At 52.3% G+C, this 21,204-nt stretch carries 19 protein-coding genes and 1 pseudogene; 6 read left to right on the forward strand and 14 right to left on the reverse strand.

The genetic code is table 11. The features are described 5' to 3' along the window. Nucleotides 1-5: 5 nt before the first annotated feature. Nucleotides 6-932: a formate dehydrogenase accessory protein FdhE gene (gene fdhE, locus ACF2G4_RS14820; protein WP_409075064.1), complete on the reverse strand. Its 927-nt coding sequence runs from the start codon at nt 930-932 to the stop codon at nt 6-8. Further along, nucleotides 932-1,396 (reverse strand): annotated as a pseudogene (locus ACF2G4_RS14825) (formate dehydrogenase subunit gamma); the annotation flags it as partial. The gene fdhE and the pseudogene ACF2G4_RS14825, both read right to left, overlap by 1 nt. Nucleotides 1,397-1,628: 232 nt before the next feature. Between ACF2G4_RS14825 and fdhD the strand changes: the two are divergent. Next, nucleotides 1,629-2,426, forward strand: coding sequence for a formate dehydrogenase accessory sulfurtransferase FdhD (gene fdhD / locus ACF2G4_RS14830; protein ID WP_409075065.1), 798 nt, complete (start codon nt 1,629-1,631; stop codon nt 2,424-2,426). On the opposite strand, the gene ACF2G4_RS14835 is transcribed toward fdhD, so the two are convergent. Beyond that, a complete protein-coding gene (locus ACF2G4_RS14835; protein WP_215848044.1) occupies nt 2,423-3,199 on the reverse strand; it encodes a DeoR/GlpR family DNA-binding transcription regulator in 777 nt (258 codons plus the stop codon). The genes fdhD and ACF2G4_RS14835 overlap by 4 nt on opposite strands. Nucleotides 3,200-3,376: 177 nt before the next feature. Here ACF2G4_RS14835 and ACF2G4_RS14840 point away from each other — a divergent pair, with 177 nt between their 5' ends. Beyond that, nucleotides 3,377-4,717: an aspartate aminotransferase family protein gene (locus tag ACF2G4_RS14840; protein ID WP_409075066.1), complete on the forward strand. Its 1,341-nt coding sequence runs from the start codon at nt 3,377-3,379 to the stop codon at nt 4,715-4,717. 43 nt (nt 4,718-4,760) lie between these two features. Here ACF2G4_RS14840 and alsE read toward each other — a convergent pair whose 3' ends face one another. The 4 genes from alsE to ACF2G4_RS14860 form a co-directional block, all read right to left on the reverse strand. Further along, entirely contained in the window at nt 4,761-5,438 is a 678-nt protein-coding gene (alsE, locus tag ACF2G4_RS14845; RefSeq protein WP_409075067.1) for a D-allulose 6-phosphate 3-epimerase, read from the reverse strand. Nucleotides 5,439-5,481: 43 nt separating this feature from the next. Next, nucleotides 5,482-6,744 carry a PTS ascorbate transporter subunit IIC gene (locus ACF2G4_RS14850; RefSeq protein ID WP_409075068.1) on the reverse strand — a complete coding sequence of 421 codons (1,263 nt, stop codon included), beginning with the start codon at nt 6,742-6,744 and terminating at the stop codon, nt 5,482-5,484. A gap of 152 nt (nt 6,745-6,896) precedes the next feature. Beyond that, the gene (locus ACF2G4_RS14855; RefSeq protein WP_243079763.1) at nt 6,897-7,163 is read right to left on the reverse strand and encodes a PTS sugar transporter subunit IIB; all 267 of its coding nucleotides are present in this window, start codon (nt 7,161-7,163) and stop codon (nt 6,897-6,899) included. Between the two features lie 19 nt (nt 7,164-7,182). Continuing rightward, nucleotides 7,183-7,623, reverse strand: coding sequence for a PTS sugar transporter subunit IIA (locus ACF2G4_RS14860; RefSeq protein ID WP_409075069.1), 441 nt, complete (start codon nt 7,621-7,623; stop codon nt 7,183-7,185). A gap of 295 nt (nt 7,624-7,918) precedes the next feature. Here ACF2G4_RS14860 and ACF2G4_RS14865 point away from each other — a divergent pair, with 295 nt between their 5' ends. The 4 genes from ACF2G4_RS14865 to ACF2G4_RS14880 all read left to right on the forward strand — a co-directional run bounded on the left by ACF2G4_RS14865 (nt 7,919) and on the right by ACF2G4_RS14880 (nt 13,031). Further along, nucleotides 7,919-8,944 (forward strand): LacI family DNA-binding transcriptional regulator, encoded by a 1,026-nt coding sequence (locus ACF2G4_RS14865; RefSeq protein ID WP_243079761.1) that lies wholly within the window; start codon nt 7,919-7,921, stop codon nt 8,942-8,944. A 158-nt stretch (nt 8,945-9,102) separates the two neighbouring features. Continuing rightward, on the forward strand, nt 9,103-9,720 hold the full coding sequence (gene sodA / locus ACF2G4_RS14870; protein ID WP_243079760.1) for a superoxide dismutase [Mn]: 618 nt from the start codon (nt 9,103-9,105) through the stop codon (nt 9,718-9,720). A 276-nt stretch (nt 9,721-9,996) separates the two neighbouring features. Next, the gene (locus ACF2G4_RS14875; RefSeq protein WP_409075070.1) at nt 9,997-11,937 is read left to right on the forward strand and encodes a methyl-accepting chemotaxis protein; all 1,941 of its coding nucleotides are present in this window, start codon (nt 9,997-9,999) and stop codon (nt 11,935-11,937) included. 131 nt (nt 11,938-12,068) lie between these two features. After that, nucleotides 12,069-13,031 carry a VirK/YbjX family protein gene (locus ACF2G4_RS14880; protein WP_409075071.1) on the forward strand — a complete coding sequence of 321 codons (963 nt, stop codon included), beginning with the start codon at nt 12,069-12,071 and terminating at the stop codon, nt 13,029-13,031. A gap of 7 nt (nt 13,032-13,038) precedes the next feature. Here the strand turns inward: ACF2G4_RS14880 and ACF2G4_RS14885 are convergent, their stop codons facing one another. From ACF2G4_RS14885 to ACF2G4_RS14915, 7 genes are all read right to left on the reverse strand, one after another. Beyond that, on the reverse strand, nt 13,039-13,401 hold the full coding sequence (locus ACF2G4_RS14885; protein ID WP_243079758.1) for a YibL family ribosome-associated protein: 363 nt from the start codon (nt 13,399-13,401) through the stop codon (nt 13,039-13,041). Between the two features lie 102 nt (nt 13,402-13,503). Then, nucleotides 13,504-14,049, reverse strand: a complete 546-nt coding sequence (gene mtlR, locus ACF2G4_RS14890) for a mannitol operon repressor MtlR (RefSeq protein ID WP_215848364.1) — start codon at nt 14,047-14,049, stop codon at nt 13,504-13,506. A gap of 64 nt (nt 14,050-14,113) precedes the next feature. Beyond that, nucleotides 14,114-15,262, reverse strand: coding sequence for a mannitol-1-phosphate 5-dehydrogenase (gene mtlD, locus ACF2G4_RS14895; RefSeq protein WP_332624932.1), 1,149 nt, complete (start codon nt 15,260-15,262; stop codon nt 14,114-14,116). 116 nt (nt 15,263-15,378) lie between these two features. Beyond that, on the reverse strand, nt 15,379-17,322 hold the full coding sequence (locus ACF2G4_RS14900) for a PTS mannitol transporter subunit IICBA (protein ID WP_215848033.1): 1,944 nt from the start codon (nt 17,320-17,322) through the stop codon (nt 15,379-15,381). Nucleotides 17,323-17,768: 446 nt separating this feature from the next. Further along, nucleotides 17,769-18,485 carry a DUF3053 domain-containing protein gene (locus ACF2G4_RS14905; protein ID WP_215848032.1) on the reverse strand — a complete coding sequence of 239 codons (717 nt, stop codon included), beginning with the start codon at nt 18,483-18,485 and terminating at the stop codon, nt 17,769-17,771. Nucleotides 18,486-18,711: 226 nt separating this feature from the next. Then, entirely contained in the window at nt 18,712-20,313 is a 1,602-nt protein-coding gene (locus ACF2G4_RS14910) for a gamma-glutamyltransferase family protein (protein ID WP_409075072.1), read from the reverse strand. A gap of 15 nt (nt 20,314-20,328) precedes the next feature. After that, nucleotides 20,329-21,204, reverse strand: a complete 876-nt coding sequence (locus tag ACF2G4_RS14915; RefSeq protein ID WP_215848030.1) for an ABC transporter permease — start codon at nt 21,202-21,204, stop codon at nt 20,329-20,331.

The raw sequence follows: 21,204 nt of genomic DNA on the forward strand, positions 1-21,204 counted from the left end.
GAAAATTACTGTTCACCCGGAAATAAGAACGGATTGAGGCTGCTACGAGCAAAACCTTCCTGTTCCATGCGTGCATCTAACACCAGCGAGGCGAGATCGTCCGCCACGGGGTCAACCGCAGGATTTTTTTCCTGATACAACAGTTTGAGATAAGTGCCGCAATCACCACAACTTTCCGCTTTCACTGCCGCTCGCTCGCTGTCCAGCGACCAGTAATGCAGATCGCGTGTTTGCTCGCAATAAGTACATTTGTTGTATGTAACATACCATTCGCTTTCGCACAGATTGCAGTGCAGATAGCGTGAACTGTCGTTAGGGTCCATGTGAACGACGCTGGCAACGGGCTTGCTGGCGCAAACCGGGCAGAACTGACGCTGTTCGCCATATTCGGCACGCGCTTTGCCAGGGATCAGCGACGCCATTTGCGCCCAGTAAATCGACAGCGCTGCCCAAATAAACGGGGATTTGTCGCTGCTGACCTGCGCAAATTCACCTGCAAACAGCGCGCTGGCAAGCGTTTCCAGCTCGCTTGCCGACGCCTTTTCCAGATTCTCCAGCACCGCCAGCGCCTGACCGCTCATCTCTGGTTTAAGTTCGGCAATCAGCGAGTGCAGCAAACGGTGCCAGTGCAGGTCACGCGGCAAAGTGTGAATATCCAGCGGCGGTTTCTCTTCGCTGGCGCTTTGTACCAGTCGGGCATGCAAATCCATGTGGAGCGGATGATCATAAAGGACAATCTCTTGCGCCTCGGCAATGACCGCGGCAAAGCGCAGATAGTCACCCAGTGGATTTTTTGCCGCCAGATCGCGCAATCGCGCCGCGCGTCGACTGTATAAATTTTTCAGCCTGGGGAAAAGTAATGGCGGAATCATCTCCGCCGTCGTTTTATCGCTCTTCTCCGGCTGGTCTTGCGGGATTATGCGAATACTCATCAGGGGCGTATTTCCTGTTTTTTTGGCCGATTACGCTGCTTACGATACCCGCGAGGATGCTGCTGTCTCGCCCAGTTTAACGAGACCCAGCCTTCCGCCATCGCAGTAAGGGTGCCTTTGACCCAAAGCGCGGCATAAATGTGCACCATAATGACGATAATCAGTGCCGCTGCCGACACCGAATGCACCACCAACGCCAGGCGAATCAACGGAATGGCAAACGCGCCAGCAAAGCAAGGGCGTCAGATGACAATGCCGCTGACAAGCAGCAGGACTAAGCTGATGATAGCAGCCCAGAACCGACCTTTCTGACCAAAGTTATCTCTACCGGTGTCACCGTCCTCTTCGTTCAGGACGATTTTATCGATGTTTTTTGCCCAGAACCGATCTTTCCAGTTAACCGGGTTATGTTTCCAGTAATACATAAACATCAGTATGAATGCAGTAAATATCACGACACCAACACCAAGCAGAACGCCAGAATTTAGTGATTAATGCGCGGTGTAGCGTACAAAGCGATCGCGCTTTTTCATGACGGGTTTCTTTATCGTTACCGCTTTGTGCTGTTAGCTTGTCGCCGTTGCGGTGTGGGTTCAGAATAAGCGGTGGCTTGAAAAGCGACGCGATAATGCCTTTTACTCATTGTGGTTTTAGTCGGACAAAGACAAAGTGAAACGAAACGAAGCGGAAAGTGACATGAACGAGATCGAGATCGTGGGGCTGCAAAAAACCCAGGTCTGGCAGCGCAGCGATTTAGCGCAATCACAAGCCGATTGGTTAGCGGAAGAGGTGCCGGTGGCGCTGGTCTACAACGGTATTTCGCACGTTGTGATGATGGCGACACCCAAAGATCTTGAGGCATTCGCGCTGGGCTTTTCGCTTTCAGAAGGCATTATTGATGCGCCCAACGAGATTTTTGGTCTGGATGTGGTGCCGAACTGCAACGGCATAGAAGTGCAGATTGAGCTTTCCAGCCGCCGTTTTATGGCGCTAAAAGAGCAGCGCCGAGCGTTAGCTGGCCGCACGGGCTGCGGCGTGTGCGGTGTCGAACAGTTGGATCAGATTGGTAAACCGGTCACGCCGCTGCCTTTCACTCAGACTTTTGAACTGGCTAATTTGGATCGGGCGTTAGGGCAGCTGAAAGATTTTCAGCCGGTTGGCCAGAGAACCGGCTGTACGCATGCAGCGGCGTGGATTCAACCCAACGGCGAACTGACGGGCGGGAGTGAAGACGTTGGGCGTCACGTGGCGCTGGATAAGCTGTTGGGCTATCGCAGCCAAACCCACTGGAATCAGGGCGCGGTGCTGGTTTCCAGCCGCGCCAGTTATGAGATGGTGCAGAAGTCAGCGATGTGCGGCGTTGAAATCTTGTTTGCCGTTTCTGCGGCAACACGCCTTGCCGTTGACGTGGCGGAACGGTGCAATTTAACACTGGTTGGCTTTAGCAAGCCGGGTCGCGCGACCATCTACACCCATCCACAGCGGCTGATTTAAACCATTAACACCTGCGGCAAAACCTGGTGTAGCGCCTCAAGCGCCGCAGGTTTGTCGCCGCCATTATCGGTAATCAACAAATCAATCTCTTGCGGTGGCGCGTACACCGTGCGGCTAACCACGCCTAATTTGCTGTGATCGGCCAGCAAATAGCACTGTTTTGACTGGTTCACCATGGCGCGGGCAATGGCGGCTTCATGGGGATGAAAGCTGGTTGCTCCGCTTTTTGCGTCAATGCCAACCGGTGAAAGCAGGGCGACATCGGCACGATAACGCATGATCTCGCCAACGGTAATCTCACCGCGCGTTTGATGTGCGCCTGCGCTCATATTTCCGCCCAATAAAATAATCTGATTATTCAGGCTCTCATGCTCTTCTCCCGCGCTAAGCGCCAGCGCGGCTTGCAAACTGTTGGTCAAAATGGTCAGGCCGGACATGGTGCGTAGCGCTTCTGCCAGTAACGTGGTGGTGCTGCCAGCATCCAGAAACAGCGTTTGGCCTGGCTGTAATAATTGCGCTGCCGCTTGAGCTATCGCCTGTTTCTCTTTCGCTTGTGCTGCTCGACGCACGGTTAGCGGCGGCTCCGGCTGCGTAGCAATGGCCACTAAACCACCATGTACCCGGCGCGCCAACCCTTGGGCTTCCAGTTCAATGATGTCGCGCCGCGCCGTCTCACGTGAAATGCCCAGCTCTTTGATGATGCGCTCAGTACTGACTTGATTGAGCGTACTCAACAAGGCGCGAATACGGTGAAGGCGCGTTTCCTGCAACATGAAAAATTCCTTATGAAGCGTTCAGAGATACCTTGAACATCTGCCTAAGCTTACCTGAGCGCAGTAACGGCGTCATGTGTATTTAGTTGTATTTGTGTATTTTGTTGCATTTAAAATAAAAGCAGGCAAGATGGCTTTATCAGCTGCATCCCTTTTACCTTCGCAACGGGAGTGATCATGGTTACGCGTTCTACCATCATGGATACCAACAGTTTTCGGGCAGAAGATGCTGAGGCGCTGGACGTCGATACGCGAAAGCTAACCGATAAACGCAGCAAAGTGCTGGGCGAATCGTATCGCCTGTTCTACCGCAAACCGGTGCATCTGGTGCGCGGCGAAGGGCAATATTTGTGGGATGCGGCGGGTGATAAATATCTCGACGTTTACAACAACGTGGCGAGCATCGGGCATTGTCATCCCGCAGTGATTGACGCGGTCACGCAGCAGATGAAAATGCTGAATACCCACACGCGTTATCTGCATGAAAACATTCTCAACTACAGCGAAGAATTGCTGGCGACCACCCCGGATGAGATCGATCGCGCCATGTATATGTGCACGGGTTCAGAAGCCAACGATTTGGCAATTCGCGTAGCGCGCGCCTTTAGCGGCGGAACCGGCATCATTGTTACCAAAGAGGCGTATCACGGCACCAGCGAACTGACATCAGGCGCGTCGCCCGCGTTGGGAAGCGGTCAACCTTTGGCAGCGACCACGCGTTTAGTGATGCCTCCGGATGCGTATCGTGTCGATGCGCCAGATTTAGGCGAATGGTTCGCCACTGAAATTCAAAAGCAAATCGATGACATGAAAGCACACGGCATTAAATTTGCTGGCTTCCTCGCGGACTCGATTTTCTCCTCAGACGGCGTGTTGCCTAACCCGCGTGGCTTCCTGAAAAAAGCGGTCGATGTGGTACATGCCAACGGCGGTATTTTTATCGCTGATGAAGTGCAGCCAGGCTTTGGGCGAACCGGTGATGCGTTCTGGGGCTTTGGTCGTCATGGCGTGGTGCCAGATGTGATTACCACCGGTAAACCGATGGGCAACGGCATTCCTGTTTCTGGCTTGCTGGCGAAAAGCGATGTGCTGGCGGCGTTCAGCGACGAGATTCCTTACTTCAACACCTTTGGTGGTAATCCCGTGGCGATGGCGGCGGCGCAGGCGGTGTTGAAAGTGATCAAAGAAGAAGAGTTGCAAGAGCACAGCCGCGTAGTGGGCGCGAAGTTACACGCTGAGTTGAGCAAATTAATGGCGCGATTTGAATGCGTCGGTGACGTGCGCGGTGCCGGATTGTTTATCGGCTTTGAGCTGGTAGAAGATCGCAGCAGCAAAACGCCGGACAAAACACTGGCATTGAACGTGATTGAGAAACTCCGTGAGCATCGCGTGTTGACTTCAGTAGCCGGGCCTTACGGCAACGTATTGAAGCTGCGCCCGCCGTTGGCATTTCAGGAAAGCGATATTGACTGGCTGGTTGGCGCATTAGACAAATCACTGCGCGAATTAGGCAAATAACAGGAAAATGTAAACCGGCGGCGTAATTGCCGCCGGTTTACTGTTACGCCGCCGTCTCGCGGGCGAAAATCGATTCCATCTTCTGCCAGGCTTCCGCGACATCATTATCCAGATTGAATAAGCCGGATGTCCCCACGATAAACACCTCTACGCCAGAAGCGGCGACCTGTTTAAAGGTTTTGGCGTTGCAGGAACCGTCTATCTCAGTTAAATAGTGAAAGCCATGCTCTTTACGCATTTCAATCAATTTGCGGATTTTATCCAGCGTTTCCGGGATGAATTTTTGTCCGGCAAAACCGGGATCAACTGACATTACCGTCACTTTATCTAATAAATGCGCATATTCTCGAATGCTATCAGCGGGTGTTGCCGGGTTTAATACCACGCCGCAGCGCCGACCCGCCTCTTTGATCTGCGTTAATAAGCGAAATATTTTATTGTTCGCGGTTTCCGGATGAAAGCTAATGATATCTGCACCGGATTCAATGCACATGGGAATAATATCTTCTGGATGATTAACCATTAGATGTACATCAATCGGGACGTCGGTGATTTTTCGCAGGTGCTCAATAAAGAAGGGCGACAGCGTAATATTTTTAACGTAGCTGCCATCCATAATATCAACATGATAAAAAGCTGCGTAATTATTCATGGCTTCAATCTGTTCGCGAAAGCGGGTTAAATCCATGCACATCAGCGAAGGGGAAAATTTGGCGATCATAGTGATTCCTCATTATATGAGCGGCTTAGGGCCGCTCATCACCTCAATGGAAGAAAGAGATAATGTGGCCGAGAATAATGCCGACAATACCGAAGTCTGCATCACCAAACGTGGTGGAAGCGAAACCGAGATCGCCCATGAGCGGCAACAAAATGGCGGGCAGGAATGAGATCAGCAACCCCTGAACGAAGGAGCCGATTACCGCACCACGGCGTCCACCGGTAATATTGCCGTACACGCCTGCGGTGGCTCCGCAGAAAAAGTGCGGAACAAGGCCGGGAACAATGACGCTCAAACCAAATAGCGGGCAGAGAAACATGCTGATCAGGCCAGCGGCAAAGCTACACAGAAAGCCAATAATCACGGCGTTTGGCGCAAACGGGAATACCGTTGGGCAATCCAGTGCGGGTTTCGCGTCTTTAATCAGTTTGTCAGCAATGCCTTTAAAGGCTGGCACGATTTCGGCAATTACCATGCGTACACCAGCAAGGATGATATAGACGCCTGCGGCAAAAGTGATTGACTGAATGATGGCGAAGACAATGAAGTTCTGCCCGTCACTGACTTGCGTTTCCGTGAACGTTTTGCCTGCCACCAGCACCAGCGCGATAAACAGAATCATCATGGTCAGCGAGATGGCAACGGAAGAGTCACGCAGGAAGTTCAGGGTTTTCGGTACTTTTAGCTCTTCAATGGAAGGGCTGCCTTTACCCACCACTTTGCCGACCAGCGCAGCCAGCAGATAGCCGCTTGAGCCAAAGTGACCCAGTGCCAAATCATCTGAATTGGTAATTTTACGCGTAAACGGCTGCAAAATGGCGGGAGAAACCACCATCATGGTGCCGAGAATCAGCGCACCAATAAACACCAGCCAGAAACCACTGATGCCGCCCACCGACAAAATCACCGCCAGCATCGCTGACATATATAAGGTGTGATGGCCGGTCAGGAAGATGTATTTCAGCGGCGTAATGCGCGCCAGCAAAATGTTCACCAGCATACCGAATACCATGATCATTGCGGTTTCAGTGCCGTAATTCTTCTGCGCCAGCGCCGCCATTGCATCGGTATTTGGCACCACGCCCTGAATCGAGAAGGAGTGTTCAAACAGTTGGCTGAAAATGGTGAGCGTGGCGGCAATTAAATTGGCCCCGGCAATCAGAATAACAAAACCCATGATGGTTTTTAGGGTGCCCGAAATAACATCACTGATCGGTTTCTTTTGCAGTAATAAACCGATCAGTGAAAACAGGCCGACAAGTATTGCAGGTGTTCCAAGAACATCCTTAATAATAAATTGCAGCATAAGCGGCTCCATGCAATATCCATCATAATTTACGTTGCATGTGCATTGGCCTCGCCCATTTAGCGCATTAACACGTTTATCTTTGTGATAAGCAGCGATGGGCTTGCCGAATTATTGCAGCGAAAAAGAGTCAGGATTTTGAAATAAGGTAATTACAGGTTTTCAGCCAGGATCTCTTTAATACGTGCGTTATCCAATAAATTGGTTAAACCAAATAGGGGGGCGCTGTGGCCTGCGAGTTGTTCGGCAATATCCTTGGCAGCAATAATCAGATCAGCCTGTTCTGATTTGGCCGAGGTTAAATCGGTATGGCTGACGTCAGCTTCTTTACCTAATTCCGCCACAATCTTTTTCACGTTCATTTCAACAATAAAGCTGCTGCCTAAACCGTTGCCACACACAATCAGTACTTTTTTCATGTTCGTTATCTCTGGTGATTTACGAGTGAATAACCGCCTGAATGGCGGGTAAGGTATTTGCCGACAACAGCTGTTGCAGGCGTGAATCATCGCTGAAGAGTTCAGCCAACGCGGTAATCATCTGGATATGCTCTTCGCCAGAGAAGGCGCACAGCATAATCACCACGTAGACAGGATCGTTTTCATCCGCATCAAAATTAACGCCGTTCTTCACATGCAGCAGCGACAGGCCATTTTTATGTGCGCCCTGTTCTGGTCGCGCATGCGGCATGGCTAATCCTGGCGCCAACACGTAATAGGGGCCGATTTCAGCATGTGACGTAAAGATAGCGTCGAGGTAAGCGGGCGTAATCGCGCCTTGTGCCAGCAGCGGTTCAGCAGATTTACGTACTGCGTCTTGCCAGTCGATAACATCGTCAACGATATGAATCGCATCAGCGTTAAGCCATTGAGTAAGCATCTTGAGTTTCCGTTGGTGGCTGAATGACCTGCATTCTGGGTGATTTAGTGAACGACTTTCTGTGATGGTAGTCGCAAAAGTTAGCGCTAACATGAATATTGTTAAAAACTGTGTTATCGCTAACATTTTGTGTGATCGTGATTGCGTTGTTTGCAGCACGCTGACAGGCTGAGTTTTTCTGATTTCCTGTTACTCACTCAGGGATAACCAAAAGTGTGGCTTTTAACATGGCGCGACGCCCTAATTAATCTTAAGCTGCGTCCAGTTGAAAAAGGCTAGCCAGTCAGGAGAACGCATGGCAGAGAAGCGACGGCGCAGTACTGGCAAAAGTACGTTAGCCGATGTTGCCCGTTTAGTGGGTGTGAGTACGATGACCGCCTCGCGTGCGTTGCGCATGCCAGAAAAAGTCTCTGCTGATATCCGTGAAAAAATCGATGCGGCAGTAATTGAGTTGGGCTATGTGCCTAACGTGCAGGCACGTAATTTGGCTTCAGCATCCTCACGATTAGTCACGATGGTGGTGCCGTCTTTTGCCACGCCAGGCTGCGCGGCGGTATCCGAAGCCTTGCAGGAAGTGCTACGTCCGCAGGGATACAACATGATGTTGGCTGAAGCGAACCATTCGGCGGCCGAAGAGAGCGAGCTGATAGAGATGCTGCTTTCCTACAACCCAGCGGCAATGGTGCACTTTAACTTTGATAACGCTTCTGACGCGCATCGGCTGCTGAGTAATTCCGGTTTGCCTGTGATTGATATTGGCGGTGTACATCATGATTCCACCGGGATCAGCGTCGGCGTTGATTACGCTAAAGCGATTCGCCAACTGGTGCAAAATCTGGTTGATCGCGGCTATCGCAACTTAGGTTTACTCTGCACCCAAACCAACAGTACCGTTTTCAGACAACTGCTAAATGGCTGGCACAGCGGAATGTTGGCGATGAATCAGGCACCGCATCGTGTTGTTACCTCACCGAAGCCGCCAACCTTCGCCACCGGGCACGCACTGCTGGCGGAAATTCGTTTGACGTGGCCTGAACTGGATGTGCTGATTTGCACTACTGAAGAGGTGGCTTGCGGCGCGATCATGGCTTGCCACGCGGCGGGCATCGCCATTCCCAGCCAGCTAGCGATCGCCAGTATTGGCGGCGGACAGTTATCTGCGGTCTGTTCGCCACCCCTGACCAGCGTAGCGCTGCCCTATGAAGAGATGGGGCGAATGGCGGGTAAGCGTCTGTTAGCTGCACTCAACGGCGACGAACCGCCCGTTTTCAATGAACTTCCCGTGACGCTAAAAATGCGCGCCAGTACCGGCAAGCCTTAAAAACAAGGGTTTGCTTTTGCCAGCCCATTCAAATCCTTATGCTTAATGGGGCATTGATTACCCTTTTATGGATCATGAATTTAACTATAATGATTCGACTGCTTACGCGGCACGCTCACAATCAAGTGCTGCTCAAACACTAAATGGAGAGGAAGAACATGAGTTATTCACTGCCATCCCTGCCTTACGCATACGACGCACTGGAACCGCATTTCGACAAGCAGACGATGGAAATCCATCACACCAAACATCACCAGACTTATGTCAACAACGCCAACGCGGCGCTGGAAGGCACTGAATTTGCCGATCTGCCGGTGGATGAGCTGATCACTAAACTGGATCAGCTGCCAGCAGACAAAAAAGGTCCACTGCGTAACAACGCAGGTGGCCACGCTAACCACAGCCTGTTCTGGAAAGGCCTGAAAATCGGCACCACGCTGCAGGGCGACCTGAAAGCCGCCATCGAAAAAGATTTCGGTAGCTTTGAAAAATTCCAGGAAGAATTCGAGAAAGCGGCAGCGACCCGTTTCGGTTCTGGCTGGGCGTGGCTGGTTAAGAAGGGTGATAAACTGGCTGTGGTTTCAACCGCAAACCAGGATAACCCACTGATGGGCGAAGCGGTTGCCGGCGTGTCTGGTTTCCCAATCATCGGTCTGGACGTGTGGGAACATGCGTATTACCTGAAGTATCAGAACAAACGTCCTGATTACATCAAAGCATTCTGGAACGTGGTTAACTGGGACGAAGCAGCAGCACGCTTCGCTTCAGCGAAGTAATTTAACCTTAGGTTAAATTCGCCATGATGAACCGGTGGAAGAAATTCCATCGGTTTTTTTATGTTCTTTATCGGGCTAAAGCCTGCCATAACGTCTGTGCATTGCATTTTACGCCGACAAAATGCCCATCCAATCCCGCTGCGCCAATTAAAGTCTTGTCCCGTCCCAACCGATAGAAGATTTCAGCAGCAACTATTATCCGCCTCAGTAAATTTTTGTGCGGAACTGCCAACACTATCCTCATCATGCAATTGAGCAACGGGACTTCAGATCATCATGATTAAGGCATTCAGACGACGTATCGAGAATTTACGAGTAGGGAAGAAGCTAGGCGTTGGCTTTGGATTGGTTTTGATTTTAGCCGCAGTCATTGCAGTGGCTGGCATCGACCAGTTTCGCGACATTCAGGACCGGAATGCGAAGATCAATTACAGTCTGGAGATTAGCGCTGCTGTTAACCAGGCATTGGCTGCGCAGCGCCATTATCAGGCTGATTACGCTGAAGAAAATATCGCGCAAAGCCAGAAGTACCTGCAACAAGGCCTGGCGTCCTTCAATGAAATGGAAAACACCTTGTACTGGAACGCGGAGATGCGTGCCTGGCTCGACACGTTTCCTGGCCTGGCCAAGGCGTATCAGCAATCACAGCAGCAGTTCGTTGCGGCTGTTAATGCACGCCAATCGATCAGAGAGAGTTGGAATTTGTCGAAAAGCGAAGCCGCTTTTCAGGACATAAAGCAGGAATTGAGCCTGGGCGCTGACTTGATGTTGCAGTTGCAGATGAGCAAGCTCGATCACGCGTTGCTCGATGTCCACTATACGGTGCGCGGTGTTGCGGCCGACCCAAATGAAAACAGCGCTGCGAGGCTTTCCACTGCAGCCGATAACGCCGCCGTGATGCTGGACACGTTTGCCAGCCTGGTCACACCGCAGCAGGAGCAGGCGCTGCAGCCGCTGAAAAGTCAGCTCATTCGCTATAAAAAAAGCGTTCTCTCCTATGTTCCTGCTTCTGCTCAGCAGCAAAAAGCCGCAGCGGACATGTCGCAGCAGGCGAAGAAGATGAACGATTTAGTCGAGCAACTGGTGAAGCGGGAAGTGGACATCGCCTCCAGCAGCGTTAAAAAAGGCATCAATATGATGGTCTTGGTGGCGTTAATTGCTTTGCTGATCGGCTGTATCATCGCTTTTTGGATCTCCCGTCAAATTACCCGGCCGCTGCGCGACACGTTGCAGGCAACCCAGCGCATTGCCGAAGGCGATTTAACCCAGCATCTCACCACCGATCGACGTGATGAGTTAGGATTGCTGCTCGCCGCCGTAGGTGCGATGGGAGACAATTTGCGCACCATGATCGGTGAGATTCGCTCGGGTGTATTGGAGGTGTCTCACGCTGCAACGGAAATCAGCGCGGGCAATATTGATCTCTCTTCGCGTACCGAAGAGCAGGCCGCGGCTGTGGAACAAACCGCTGCCAGCATGGAACAGCTGAGCTCAACGGTGAAACAAAATGCTGATAATGCTCATCAGGCCAGCAAATTAGCGGCAGAAGCGTCAGACACGGCGCAAACCGGTGGGCGTCAGGTGGCGGCGGTTGTCGAAACCATGCAGCAAATTACCCAAAGTTCGAAACGCATTGCAGATATCACTAGCGTTATCAATGGCATCGCTTTCCAGACCAATATTTTAGCGTTAAACGCAGCGGTTGAAGCTGCACGCGCAGGCGAGCAAGGGCGTGGATTTGCCGTGGTGGCCAGCGAAGTCCGTAATCTCGCCCAGCGTTCAGCCCAGGCGGCAAAAGAGATTGAAGCGTTAATCGCCGAGTCGGTTGAACGGGTTAATAGCGGTGAGAAACTGGTAGAGAGCACCGGTAGCACCATGCAAACCATCGTGACGTCGGTAAGTCACGTGCGTGACATCATGGGTGAAATCGCGTCTGCCTCTGATGAACAGAGCCGGGGAATCAGTCAGGTTTCGCAAGCGGTAGTGGAAATGGACAACACCACGCAGCAGAACGCCGCTTTAGTCGAGCAATCGGCGGCTGCGGCCAGTTCGCTGGAAGATCAGGCTGCGGCATTGGCGCGTGCAGTTTCTGTTTTTCGCCTAACAGAGCAGCCAGAACCGGTATCCGCACCGCGCAAGATCGCTACCCCGATATTAAAGCGAGCACCCGCTTTGCCTGCGCACGTCGCCGCTGATGAAGGTTGGGAACAATTCTAATTTTATAAACTAAACGTAAACAAAAGGGAGAATCTTACTTCTCCCTTATTAACTTCGCCTGGCATTAACTCGCCGTTGATAATTCTCGCCGTACTCTTAGCGACATTGCCATTTAAAGGTGTGACGCTACCATGTCTATTATTACCACGCATGAGGCGAATAAAAGTTCGTCCGCTTCGCTGTTTTTTCCGTTAATCAGTGGGAAATATATTCCAAATAAACTGTGGCTGAGTAAACGCTTTCGTTTTAAATTTGCCTTAAGGTCGTTAATTGCACCGATAACAACGTTACGTTATTTACATCAGCTTTCACATTTGCCACAGATCGATCAGATGATGAGCCTGCAAGGCCTGTTGCCCGCTAAGCTGCATCGTCCTTATTTACGGGCGGGATTCAGCGTGGCGGCGCGTGCGCAGGCTATCCTTGATCATTATCAGTTTATTGAGCAGCTGAAAAATGTGCCATTGCGTCAGCTGCTGCAAAGTGCCGGAGATAATGTTATTGCGACGTTTTTTGGCAAAACTGGCGAGACGTTTTTAATGACTTGTAGCCCAGGTTATTACGATCGTGAAGGTGAAATCACGCTAGTGCTGCGTTATCAACAGCAGGTGATTGCCTCGCTCTCGTTTTCAATTATTAATGAAAACCAACAGCGAACCTTATTAATTGGCGGGTTACAAGGCCCACGAAAACATATCAGTAATGAGGTTATTCGTGAGGCGACTAAAGCGGCACACGGCGTATTTCCTAAACGTTTATTAATGGAGGCGGTGTTTATTTTTGCGGAACAATGTGAGGCGAATAAAATAGCCGCCGTCGGAGAAAACACGCATGTCTTTCGCAGTATGCGTTACCGTCACAGCAAAAGTGGCCATTTTTTTGCCAGCTACAGTGAGTTTTGGTTATCACTCAATGGCGAGGCGCGCGCGGATGGCTTGTTCACGCTGCCGTTAAACTTGCCGCGTAAATCGTTAGAGGATATTGCCAGTAAGAAACGTGCCGAATATCGCCGTCGCTACGAACTGTTAGATGGTCTGGCGGAGCAGGTTTATGCCGCCGCCGGACAGCGCAAAGTCGATCAGGCCGCAGCCTGATCCAAACTCAGAACGCGTTTTTAGCGAAACCTGTCATGACTTTCAGGTCCATTTCACGTCCCAGCGCGGTCATTGGATGCACCACAACCAGGCCGCGCGCGCTTTTCTTCAGCGCGCCTAAGTTCGCCTGCTCTTTCTTGGTAATTTCGCGGCTGAACGGCAGCTTTTGCAGCTTCTGTGCTTCCACACTCAGCTTCTCGACGCGCTGGTTACGCAGACGCTCGATCTCAATAACCAGGGTTTCTTTCTCTTTTAACAGCGCACCCAGCTTTTCTATATCACCCGATTCCAGCAGCAGCGGCTCTTTACGGTTCAGGGCGTCCAGCTGATCGCTGAGGCGTTTGATTTCGTTCTTTTCTAGCTCTTTCATGACCACAACTCGTTGAGGAAAACAGGCAAAGGATACACCAAATTCGGCGCATATTCTCGGTGAGGTTAGGGTGATAACAGGCGGCAATGCGCCTGTTGAGGTTTAGCCGTTGGGCTTTTTAAACGCCTGCTTCAGGCTGATGCGGGAAATCAGCTCGGTGAGCGACAGCACCATGGTGGAACGCACCATCTGTAAATAGCGCTGCTGCTGCATGGCGCGAAGCTCCGCGTCATCGGGATGAAAGGCCGGTACGGGCGGCCACGCCGTTACGCAATGCAGCTCGCCAAAAGGGCCGAGAATCTCATCGTCAGTGAAGCGATAATCACCCATGTCGTGATTCAGCTCTTCACGTAAGGCGATCAGCAGTTCACAATCTTCATACTCATGGCGATTGATCACGCCAAGTCCGTAAATCAGCTTAAGCCGCACCGGCAACTCACCCAGCGGACCATTGCCGAGCAGCAACGGTTCAACTGCGTATTTTACGGCGTAGTCGTCTTTACGAAATACCTGTAATACCAGCAGATTAACCGCTTCGGCCAACAGCTCGACAGCGGCGATCAGAAAGCTTCTCACCGAGCGACCGGCGTTCAGGCGCTCAAGCACCCGGTTTTCAAAAGCTTGCTTCTCTTCCATTATTGCCTGCATGGGTTCAATACTGCTGTTGGGCGCAGGCGAACTGCGCCCGACTTGCTTCGCTAACACGCGTGCATCATGCCATAGCGTTATAGGCGCTCACCACCGAAGCCACCACTTCGCTGTCGGCCTCAAGGCCTGAAATCTCTGCCAGCGTGGTTTGCGGACCTTTCTCCTGCAACAGCGCGGTTAATTCTTGCGCCTGCGGATCTTGCTCGCTGCGATAGTGCATGGCAGCAGCAATGCCCTGAACCAGATTGGTGTGCGGCAGTTGATATTCCAGCGTGCCCAGTGTGGGCTTGATCAAACGATCGCCTGCGCTTAGTTTACGCAGCGGTTGGCGACCTACGCGTTCAACATCATCTTTCAGATAAGGATTTTCGAAACGTCCAAGAATTTTCTGGATATAAGCGGCATGTTTGTCGGCTTCAAAACCGTAACGCTTGATCAGCACCGCACCGCTCTCTTCCATCGCACCTTTCACCACGGCGCGAATTTTTTCATCCAGAATGGCATCGCGAATAGTTTGGTGGCCGGCTAACTGGCCGAGATAGGCGGTAATCGCATGTCCGGTATTCAGGGTAAAGAGTTTGCGCTCGACAAATGCCATCAAGTTGTCGGTCAGTTCCATACCGGGAATAGTAGGCAGATCGCCTTTGAACTGGGTTTTATCAACAATCCACTCGCTGAAGGTTTCAACGGTGACTTCCAGGGGATCGTTGCTGCCCGCTTCTGAAGGCGGCACGATGCGGTCTACCGCAGAATCCACGAAGCCGACATGCTGCTCCAGCCATGCATGATATTGCTCTGGCAGCGCCTTCAGCACATGCTGTTTCAGCTGGCTGGTGCCGCGCACCATGTTTTCACAGGCGATAATGTTTAATGGGCGGGAATTACCGTTGTCGCTGCGCTTGGCCAGGCCTTTCGCTACGCTGCCGGCGATACGCTCCAGAATCTGTGGGCCAACCGCCGTGGTAACGATATCAACCTCTGAAATCAGCGTAATGATCTCATCACTGGTGCTGTTGACCGCGCTTACGCCCTTGACGATTTCGACTTTAGCCTGCTCGCCTACAACATGAACGGGATACTCATGACGCGCGTTTAGTGCATCCAGCACCGCCTGATTCACATCTGCAAACACCAAGTCGATGCCTGCATCAGCTAACAGTTTGCCAATGAAACCACGGCCAATGTTTCCTGCTCCAAAATGTAACGCTTTCATAATGTTGACCCATTTAAAAGACGATGGGGCGAGCATGTCCACCCCGGAATTCGGGGCGGGCTTACCCACCCCAGGGAAAATAATCTGTCAGAACGCTGTTCTGAATTGTGCGCTAACTATACGGTTGCCGTGCTGCCGGAAAGCAGATCCAACACTTCCTGGACGCTGGTCGTGTTGGCCAGCTTCTCGATCACCGTGTCGTCGTCCAGCGCATTGGTCAGGCTGGTAATCACCTGGATGTGCTCGTTATTGCGGGCTGCAATGCCGATGACTAAACGCGCAATATCTTCTGGCTCTTCACCAAACAGCACACCCGCCGGATATTGGCAGAACACTACACCGGTTTTCAATACGCGATCTTTGGCTTCCACGGTACCGTGCGGCACCGCAATAGATTCACCCAGATAGGTTGGCGTCAGTTTCTCACGCTCCAGCATCGCTTCAACATATTCAGGCTCAACATAACCGCCTTTCACCAGCTGTTCACCCGCAAAGCGAATGGCCTGCTCTTTGTTGGTCGCGCTTTTGCCAAGGAACACGTTGTCTGCGCCCAGTTTGAACAGATGCGCATTGCCTTCATCGTAACTATCAGCCAACGTTTTTTGCACAGTACCGCGATGGGTTTCGCTGCGATTAGCTGCAACCAATCGTTCAGTCAGCGTGGCGTACAGCGCGCTGTCGAGGAAGTTATTCAGCGAGATATGCTGCGCATGCGGCGCCTGACGAATGGCACGTTCAGTTAGATCGCGGTGAGTAATCACCAGATCCACATCGCCCGGCAGGGCGTTGATCGCGGTATTCGTTACCGACACACTGCTCAGACCAGCGTCCTGCACTTTCTTACGCAGTACACCTGCGCCCATGGCGCTTGAACCCATTCCCGCATCACAAGCGACAATGATTTTACGTACGTGGTTCAGGTCAACGCTCATGGCATCGCTCGCGACAGCCGCTCCGGCTGCACCCGCAGCGCCTTGGCCTTTAGACTGCGCTTTCATGTCCTGCATGCGCTGGGTTGCCGCTTCAATGTCGTCGTCTTCTTTCACTTTGCTGGTTTTCAGCAGAATGGCCGATACCACGAAGGAAACAGCAAAGGCAGCAACAATCGCAGCGATGTTAGCGAAGTAGGCTCCTTTTGGCGTCATGGCTAACACCGCCAGGATAGAACCGGGTGAGGCGGGAGAAACCAAACCGCCATTCAGCAGAGTCAGCGTGAACACGCCAGTCATACCGCCGAGGATGACCGCTAACAGCAGGCGCGGTGCCATCAACACATACGGGAAGTAAATTTCGTGGATACCACCGAAGAAGTGGATGATTGCCGCACCGCCCGCAGACTGTTTAGCACTGCCACGACCAAAGAACATGTAAGCCATAAGCACACCCATTCCTGGGCCTGGGTTCGCTTCGATCAGGAAGAAAATAGACTTACCGGCTTCACTGGCCTGCTGGATACCCAGCGGCGAGAAAATACCGTGGTTAATCGCGTTATTGAGGAACAGGATTTTCGCCGGCTCAACAAAGATGGAGGTCAGCGGTAGCAGGTTATTCTGCACCATCAGATTCACGCCAGCGGCGAGAATATGCGACAGACCTTCAACCAACGGACCAATAGCCATAAACGCCAGCAGCGCCAACAACATACCGATGATACCGGCAGAGAAGTTGTTAACCAGCATTTCAAAGCCGCTTTTGATCTTACCGTCAATGGCGCGGTCGAATGATTTGATCGCCCAGCCGCCCAGTGGACCGGCAATCATTGAGCCGAGGAACATCGGCATATCCGCACCAACAATCACGCCCATGGTGGTAATTGCACCGACCACACCGCCGCGATCGCCGCCAACCAAGCGTCCACCGGTAAAACCGATCAACAGTGGCAGCAGATAGGTGATCATTGGGCCAACCAGCTTGGCCAACGTTTCGTTTGGAATCCAACCTGTTGGAATAAACAGCGCGGTGATGATGCCCCAGGCGATAAACGCCCCGATGTTTGGCATCACCATATTACTCAGAAAGCGACCAAAGCTTTGTACTTTGACCTTCACCGATGAGGACATAAACCCACCCCTTATTGAGACGCGCTGCAATAGGAGAGCGCGTTTGTTTTTGTTAAGTGACCACGGCGGGGAGCCGTTGGTATTACTGTATGCACGCGGACTCTATCACGCGAATATGACGCTGCGTAGCACAGGGGAAAAGTGTGATTCATATCACCCAATTACGGTGGCGTCAGGGGTGATTTAAGTGATGGCGATCACAAAAAAGTGCTGTAAGAAAAGTACGATGGCGATTATTTGAACGGAAACTGGGTCGTTATGTGAGTTGTGTCACCTTTTGGGCGGGACGGTTTGTTGCTGTTATGTGATTCAGATCACAAACAATCGTTGGTCGAAAATGCGTCAGTTCACACTTTGTGGGGGAGCCATTTTGAAGAGAGAGAATTTGGAAAGAAAGGACAGAAAAGAGAGCAGGGCAAACCTCAAGATTTGCCCTGCTTGATATCTTATTGCGGGCTGCCCTGCACAGCATTTTGTGCCTGGGTCAGTGCTTGTGCATTCGCTGACAAATTGCTCATTAATGTATTGTATTGCGTGGCCTGATCCTGCGTTGGGAACTGGACGCCGCCATCGTTGAAGCTCACGCGATTACCTTGTGTCTGCAAGAAGTCACCGGTTTGCACCGCGCCCTGGCTCAACGCTTGCAGTTTCGGCAGTAACGGAATCAGCACATTAGCGGGCTGCGTTACCACTTTGTCATAAGCGCTGTCGTAAACTTTCTTCAAGTCGTCCGACTGTTTCAGCGAGGCTTTGCTGCTGTCAGCTTGCATCTTAGCGCTTTCAATCTGCTGCGTAACAATCACTAACGCGCTGTTAGCCTGACGCAACGAATCACGGCGAGTGAGATAATCTTGCGGCACGCGAATCGCAGATAACTCATCAACCACGGGGCGCATGCCTTGTTCAACCGCTTTGTTCGCCTGCTGAGAGAAACCATAAATGATGGCGTAATCGCTCGCGAATTTACCGAAGGTCTGCTTTTGGTTTTCGCTCAGGCTCGGTAAGTGCTCACCGCTGCGCATCACGGTATTTTGGAGAAAATCGCTGAAGGCTTTGCGCTGATCGCCTTCTTTATCACCACATGCGGTGAGTTGCAGCACGATAAGCGCGCCAGCAAGCATTATGCCGCTGCGCGTCCAAAGGCGGGAAAGTCCTGAAGCCATTCGTTCAACTCCTGTCAGTAAACGGGCTGATGTCTATGTAACAATGGCCTAAAGAATAGAACAAACAAGGGAGCGCACACAACGTGAAACCCGCGCGGTTGATCAGGAGAGAGCCACACTTCATCCCTTCCTTGTGTAATGCGCAAAGGAAGGGATGCTTAAGGTGCTTAATAATCAGCGTTAAAGATGCAATGCTGGGCGCTTTTCAGAGCAGCACACCAGACGATTAATAAACCAGCGCTTGACCATCTTTACGGCTTTCGGTTGCGGCAATATAGAAACCTTGCGGATCGCGCACAATCACTTGCGCACCGCCAAAGTTATAGCTGCTCAGCGGATCTTCCAGCACCACGTTGTGTCCCATGCGGCGTAGCGTACTTAACGTATTGCGATCGATGGTCGATTCAAACACCACTTCACGCCCTTGCACCACACGCCAGCGCGGCGCATCAATCGCGGCCTGCGGGTTTTGTTTATGTTTCATAATGCGTAACGCCAGTTGCAGATGTCCTTGTGCCTGCATCGGTCCACCCATCAGACCGAATGACATCAGCGGTTGGCCCTCTGCATCCAGCGCAAAGGCGGGAATGATGGTGTGGAACGGACGTTTATTTCCTGCCACCACATTAGGATGATCGGCATCCAGCGAGAAGCCTGCGCCACGGTTTTGTAGGCTAATGCCGGTTCCCGGCACGACGACACCTGAACCGAATCCCATGTAGTTTGACTGAATAAACGACACCATCATGCCGCTGGCGTCGGCGGTTGAGAGATAAACCGTGCCGCTCTGCTGCGGTGATCCAAAGGTGAAGTCACCCGCTTGCCTTGGATTAATCAACGCCGCACGCTGTTTAAGATAACCTTCGCTTAACAGCAAATCGGCTGGGAATTCGAGGTGATCTTCATCGGTAACGTAACGCTCTAAATCCACCAATGCCAGCTTCATCGCTTCAATGGAAAGATGCAGCCACTGCGGCGAATCGGGTGCATATTGTCCAATATCCCACTCTTCCAAAATGCCGAGCGCGATCAGTGTCGCAATGCCCTGGCCGTTTGGCGGCAGTTCCTGTACAGAACCGCCAGCAAAGGGATGCGACAGCAGCTTCACCCAATCAGCACGATGATTTTTTAAATCTTCCAGCGTCAGCGCGGCGTTGTGCTCGCGGGCAAAAGCAGCAATCTTTTCCGCCAGCTCACCGCGATAAAAACTTTCACCGTTGCTTTCGGCGATCTTTTGCAGTGTCTCAGCTTGTGCTGGATTACGGAACAGCTCACCGATGCGCGGCGGGCGGCCTTCCGGGGCAAAACACGCGGTGAAGCCTGGCTGGTCTTTCAGTTTTTTGTAGCCGCGCTGCCACAGCTGACCAATCAGCGGCGAGACCGGAAAACCGTCGCGCGCGTATTCAATTGCCGGTTGTGCCAGTGTGGTCAGCGGCAAGGTGCCAAAACGTTCAGCCAGCGTAACCCAAGCCGAAACAGCGCCGGGCACGGTGACGGCATCCCAGCCGGTTTCGGGCATTTGGCTGTGACCCGCAAATCGTTCTGGGTTCCACGCCGCTGGAGCGCGTCCTGATGCGTTTAATCCGTGCAGCTCTTTGCCGTCCCAGATAATCGCGAAGGCGTCGCTGCCAATGCCGTTGCCGGTTGGCTCCAGCACCGTCAACGCAATGGCGGTGGCGATCGCGGCATCGACTGCGTTGCCGCCTTGCTGCAACATGCGAATACCCGCTTGCGCCGCCAGCGGCTGCGAAGTGGCAACCGCATTGCGGCCCATCATCGGGGCGCGATGAGAGGGATAGCTGACATCAAAATCTAATGCTTCTTTCATAATGATTCCTTTTATTCAGTCGTTACGCGGATCAAGCGCATCGCGCAATCCGTCGCCGAGCAGGTTAAAGCCCTGCACGATCAGAAAGATGGCAAGCCCAGGGAAAATCGACATCCACGGCGCTTGCTCCAGATAGCCTTTGGCAGTGTTGAGCATCGCACCCCACGAAGGCGAGGGCGGTTGTTGTCCCAGCCCGAGAAAGGAGAGACTGGCTTCAGTAATAATGGCGGAGGCGATGGCTAAGGTAGCCTGCACCAAAATCGGTGACATCACGTTAGGCAGCACGTAGCGCAGGATAATCCAGCGATCCGGCAAACCAATCGCTCGCGCGCCGTCGATATACTCTTCATGACGAATGGCGATCACCTGACCCCGCGTTAGACGGGCAAAGATCGGCATCGCCGACAAGCCAATGGCGATCATCGCATTAGTCAAACTCGGCCCAAGAAACGCGCCCAGCGCAATGGCCAGAATCAAGAACGGACAGGCCAGCAGCGCTTCGATAAAGCGTGAAATAATGCCGTCACACCAGCCTTGCCAGTAACCCGCGATCAGCCCAAGCGGCACGCCAATCAAAATAGCGATCAGCACCGAAATACAGCCCGCCAGCAATGAGGTACGTGCGCCCCAAATCATACGCGACAGAATATCGCGGCCTAATTCATCGGTGCCAAGCCAAAACAGTTCCGACGGCGGTTTGCGCACCGCCAGAAAGTTCGCCTTGATCGGATCGGCGGGTGCCAGCCACGGCGCGAAAATGGCTATCGCGACAAACAGCGTGACGATCACCGCGCCAATCAGCGCGCTTTTGTTACGCAGAAACTTCTTCAGCACCCGGCTGTTAGCACGTAGCAGCGGTTTTGCGGCGCCTGCCGTCAGCACTTCGCTCAT

It is taken from the genome of Pantoea phytostimulans, assembly GCF_046118715.1.
GTDB lineage: Bacteria > Pseudomonadota > Gammaproteobacteria > Enterobacterales > Enterobacteriaceae > Pantoea > Pantoea phytostimulans.

Excerpts from the sequence above, each read along its gene's own strand:
- ACF2G4_RS14915 (WP_215848030.1), bottom strand. The coding sequence starts at position 21,204 with ATGAGCGAAGTGCTGACGGCAGGCGCCGCAAAACCGCTGCTACGTGCT.
- ACF2G4_RS14835 (WP_215848044.1), bottom strand. The coding sequence starts at position 3,199 with ATGTTGCAGGAAACGCGCCTTCACCGTATTCGCGCCTTGTTGAGTACG.
- ACF2G4_RS14885 (WP_243079758.1), bottom strand. The coding sequence starts at position 13,401 with ATGAAAGAGCTAGAAAAGAACGAAATCAAACGCCTCAGCGATCAGCTG.
- ACF2G4_RS14900 (WP_215848033.1), bottom strand. The coding sequence starts at position 17,322 with ATGTCCTCATCGGTGAAGGTCAAAGTACAAAGCTTTGGTCGCTTTCTG.
- ACF2G4_RS14910 (WP_409075072.1), bottom strand. The coding sequence starts at position 20,313 with ATGAAAGAAGCATTAGATTTTGATGTCAGCTATCCCTCTCATCGCGCC.
- ACF2G4_RS14850 (WP_409075068.1), bottom strand. The coding sequence starts at position 6,744 with ATGCTGCAATTTATTATTAAGGATGTTCTTGGAACACCTGCAATACTT.
- fdhD (WP_409075065.1), top strand. The coding sequence starts at position 1,629 with ATGAACGAGATCGAGATCGTGGGGCTGCAAAAAACCCAGGTCTGGCAG.
- sodA (WP_243079760.1), top strand. The coding sequence starts at position 9,103 with ATGAGTTATTCACTGCCATCCCTGCCTTACGCATACGACGCACTGGAA.
- ACF2G4_RS14905 (WP_215848032.1), bottom strand. The coding sequence starts at position 18,485 with ATGGCTTCAGGACTTTCCCGCCTTTGGACGCGCAGCGGCATAATGCTT.
- fdhE (WP_409075064.1), bottom strand. The coding sequence starts at position 932 with ATGAGTATTCGCATAATCCCGCAAGACCAGCCGGAGAAGAGCGATAAA.
- ACF2G4_RS14840 (WP_409075066.1), top strand. The coding sequence starts at position 3,377 with ATGGTTACGCGTTCTACCATCATGGATACCAACAGTTTTCGGGCAGAA.
- ACF2G4_RS14875 (WP_409075070.1), top strand. The coding sequence starts at position 9,997 with ATGATTAAGGCATTCAGACGACGTATCGAGAATTTACGAGTAGGGAAG.
- ACF2G4_RS14860 (WP_409075069.1), bottom strand. The coding sequence starts at position 7,623 with ATGCTTACTCAATGGCTTAACGCTGATGCGATTCATATCGTTGACGAT.
- ACF2G4_RS14855 (WP_243079763.1), bottom strand. The coding sequence starts at position 7,163 with ATGAAAAAAGTACTGATTGTGTGTGGCAACGGTTTAGGCAGCAGCTTT.
- ACF2G4_RS14865 (WP_243079761.1), top strand. The coding sequence starts at position 7,919 with ATGGCAGAGAAGCGACGGCGCAGTACTGGCAAAAGTACGTTAGCCGAT.
- ACF2G4_RS14880 (WP_409075071.1), top strand. The coding sequence starts at position 12,069 with ATGTCTATTATTACCACGCATGAGGCGAATAAAAGTTCGTCCGCTTCG.
- alsE (WP_409075067.1), bottom strand. The coding sequence starts at position 5,438 with ATGATCGCCAAATTTTCCCCTTCGCTGATGTGCATGGATTTAACCCGC.
- mtlR (WP_215848364.1), bottom strand. The coding sequence starts at position 14,049 with ATGCAGGCAATAATGGAAGAGAAGCAAGCTTTTGAAAACCGGGTGCTT.
- mtlD (WP_332624932.1), bottom strand. The coding sequence starts at position 15,262 with ATGAAAGCGTTACATTTTGGAGCAGGAAACATTGGCCGTGGTTTCATT.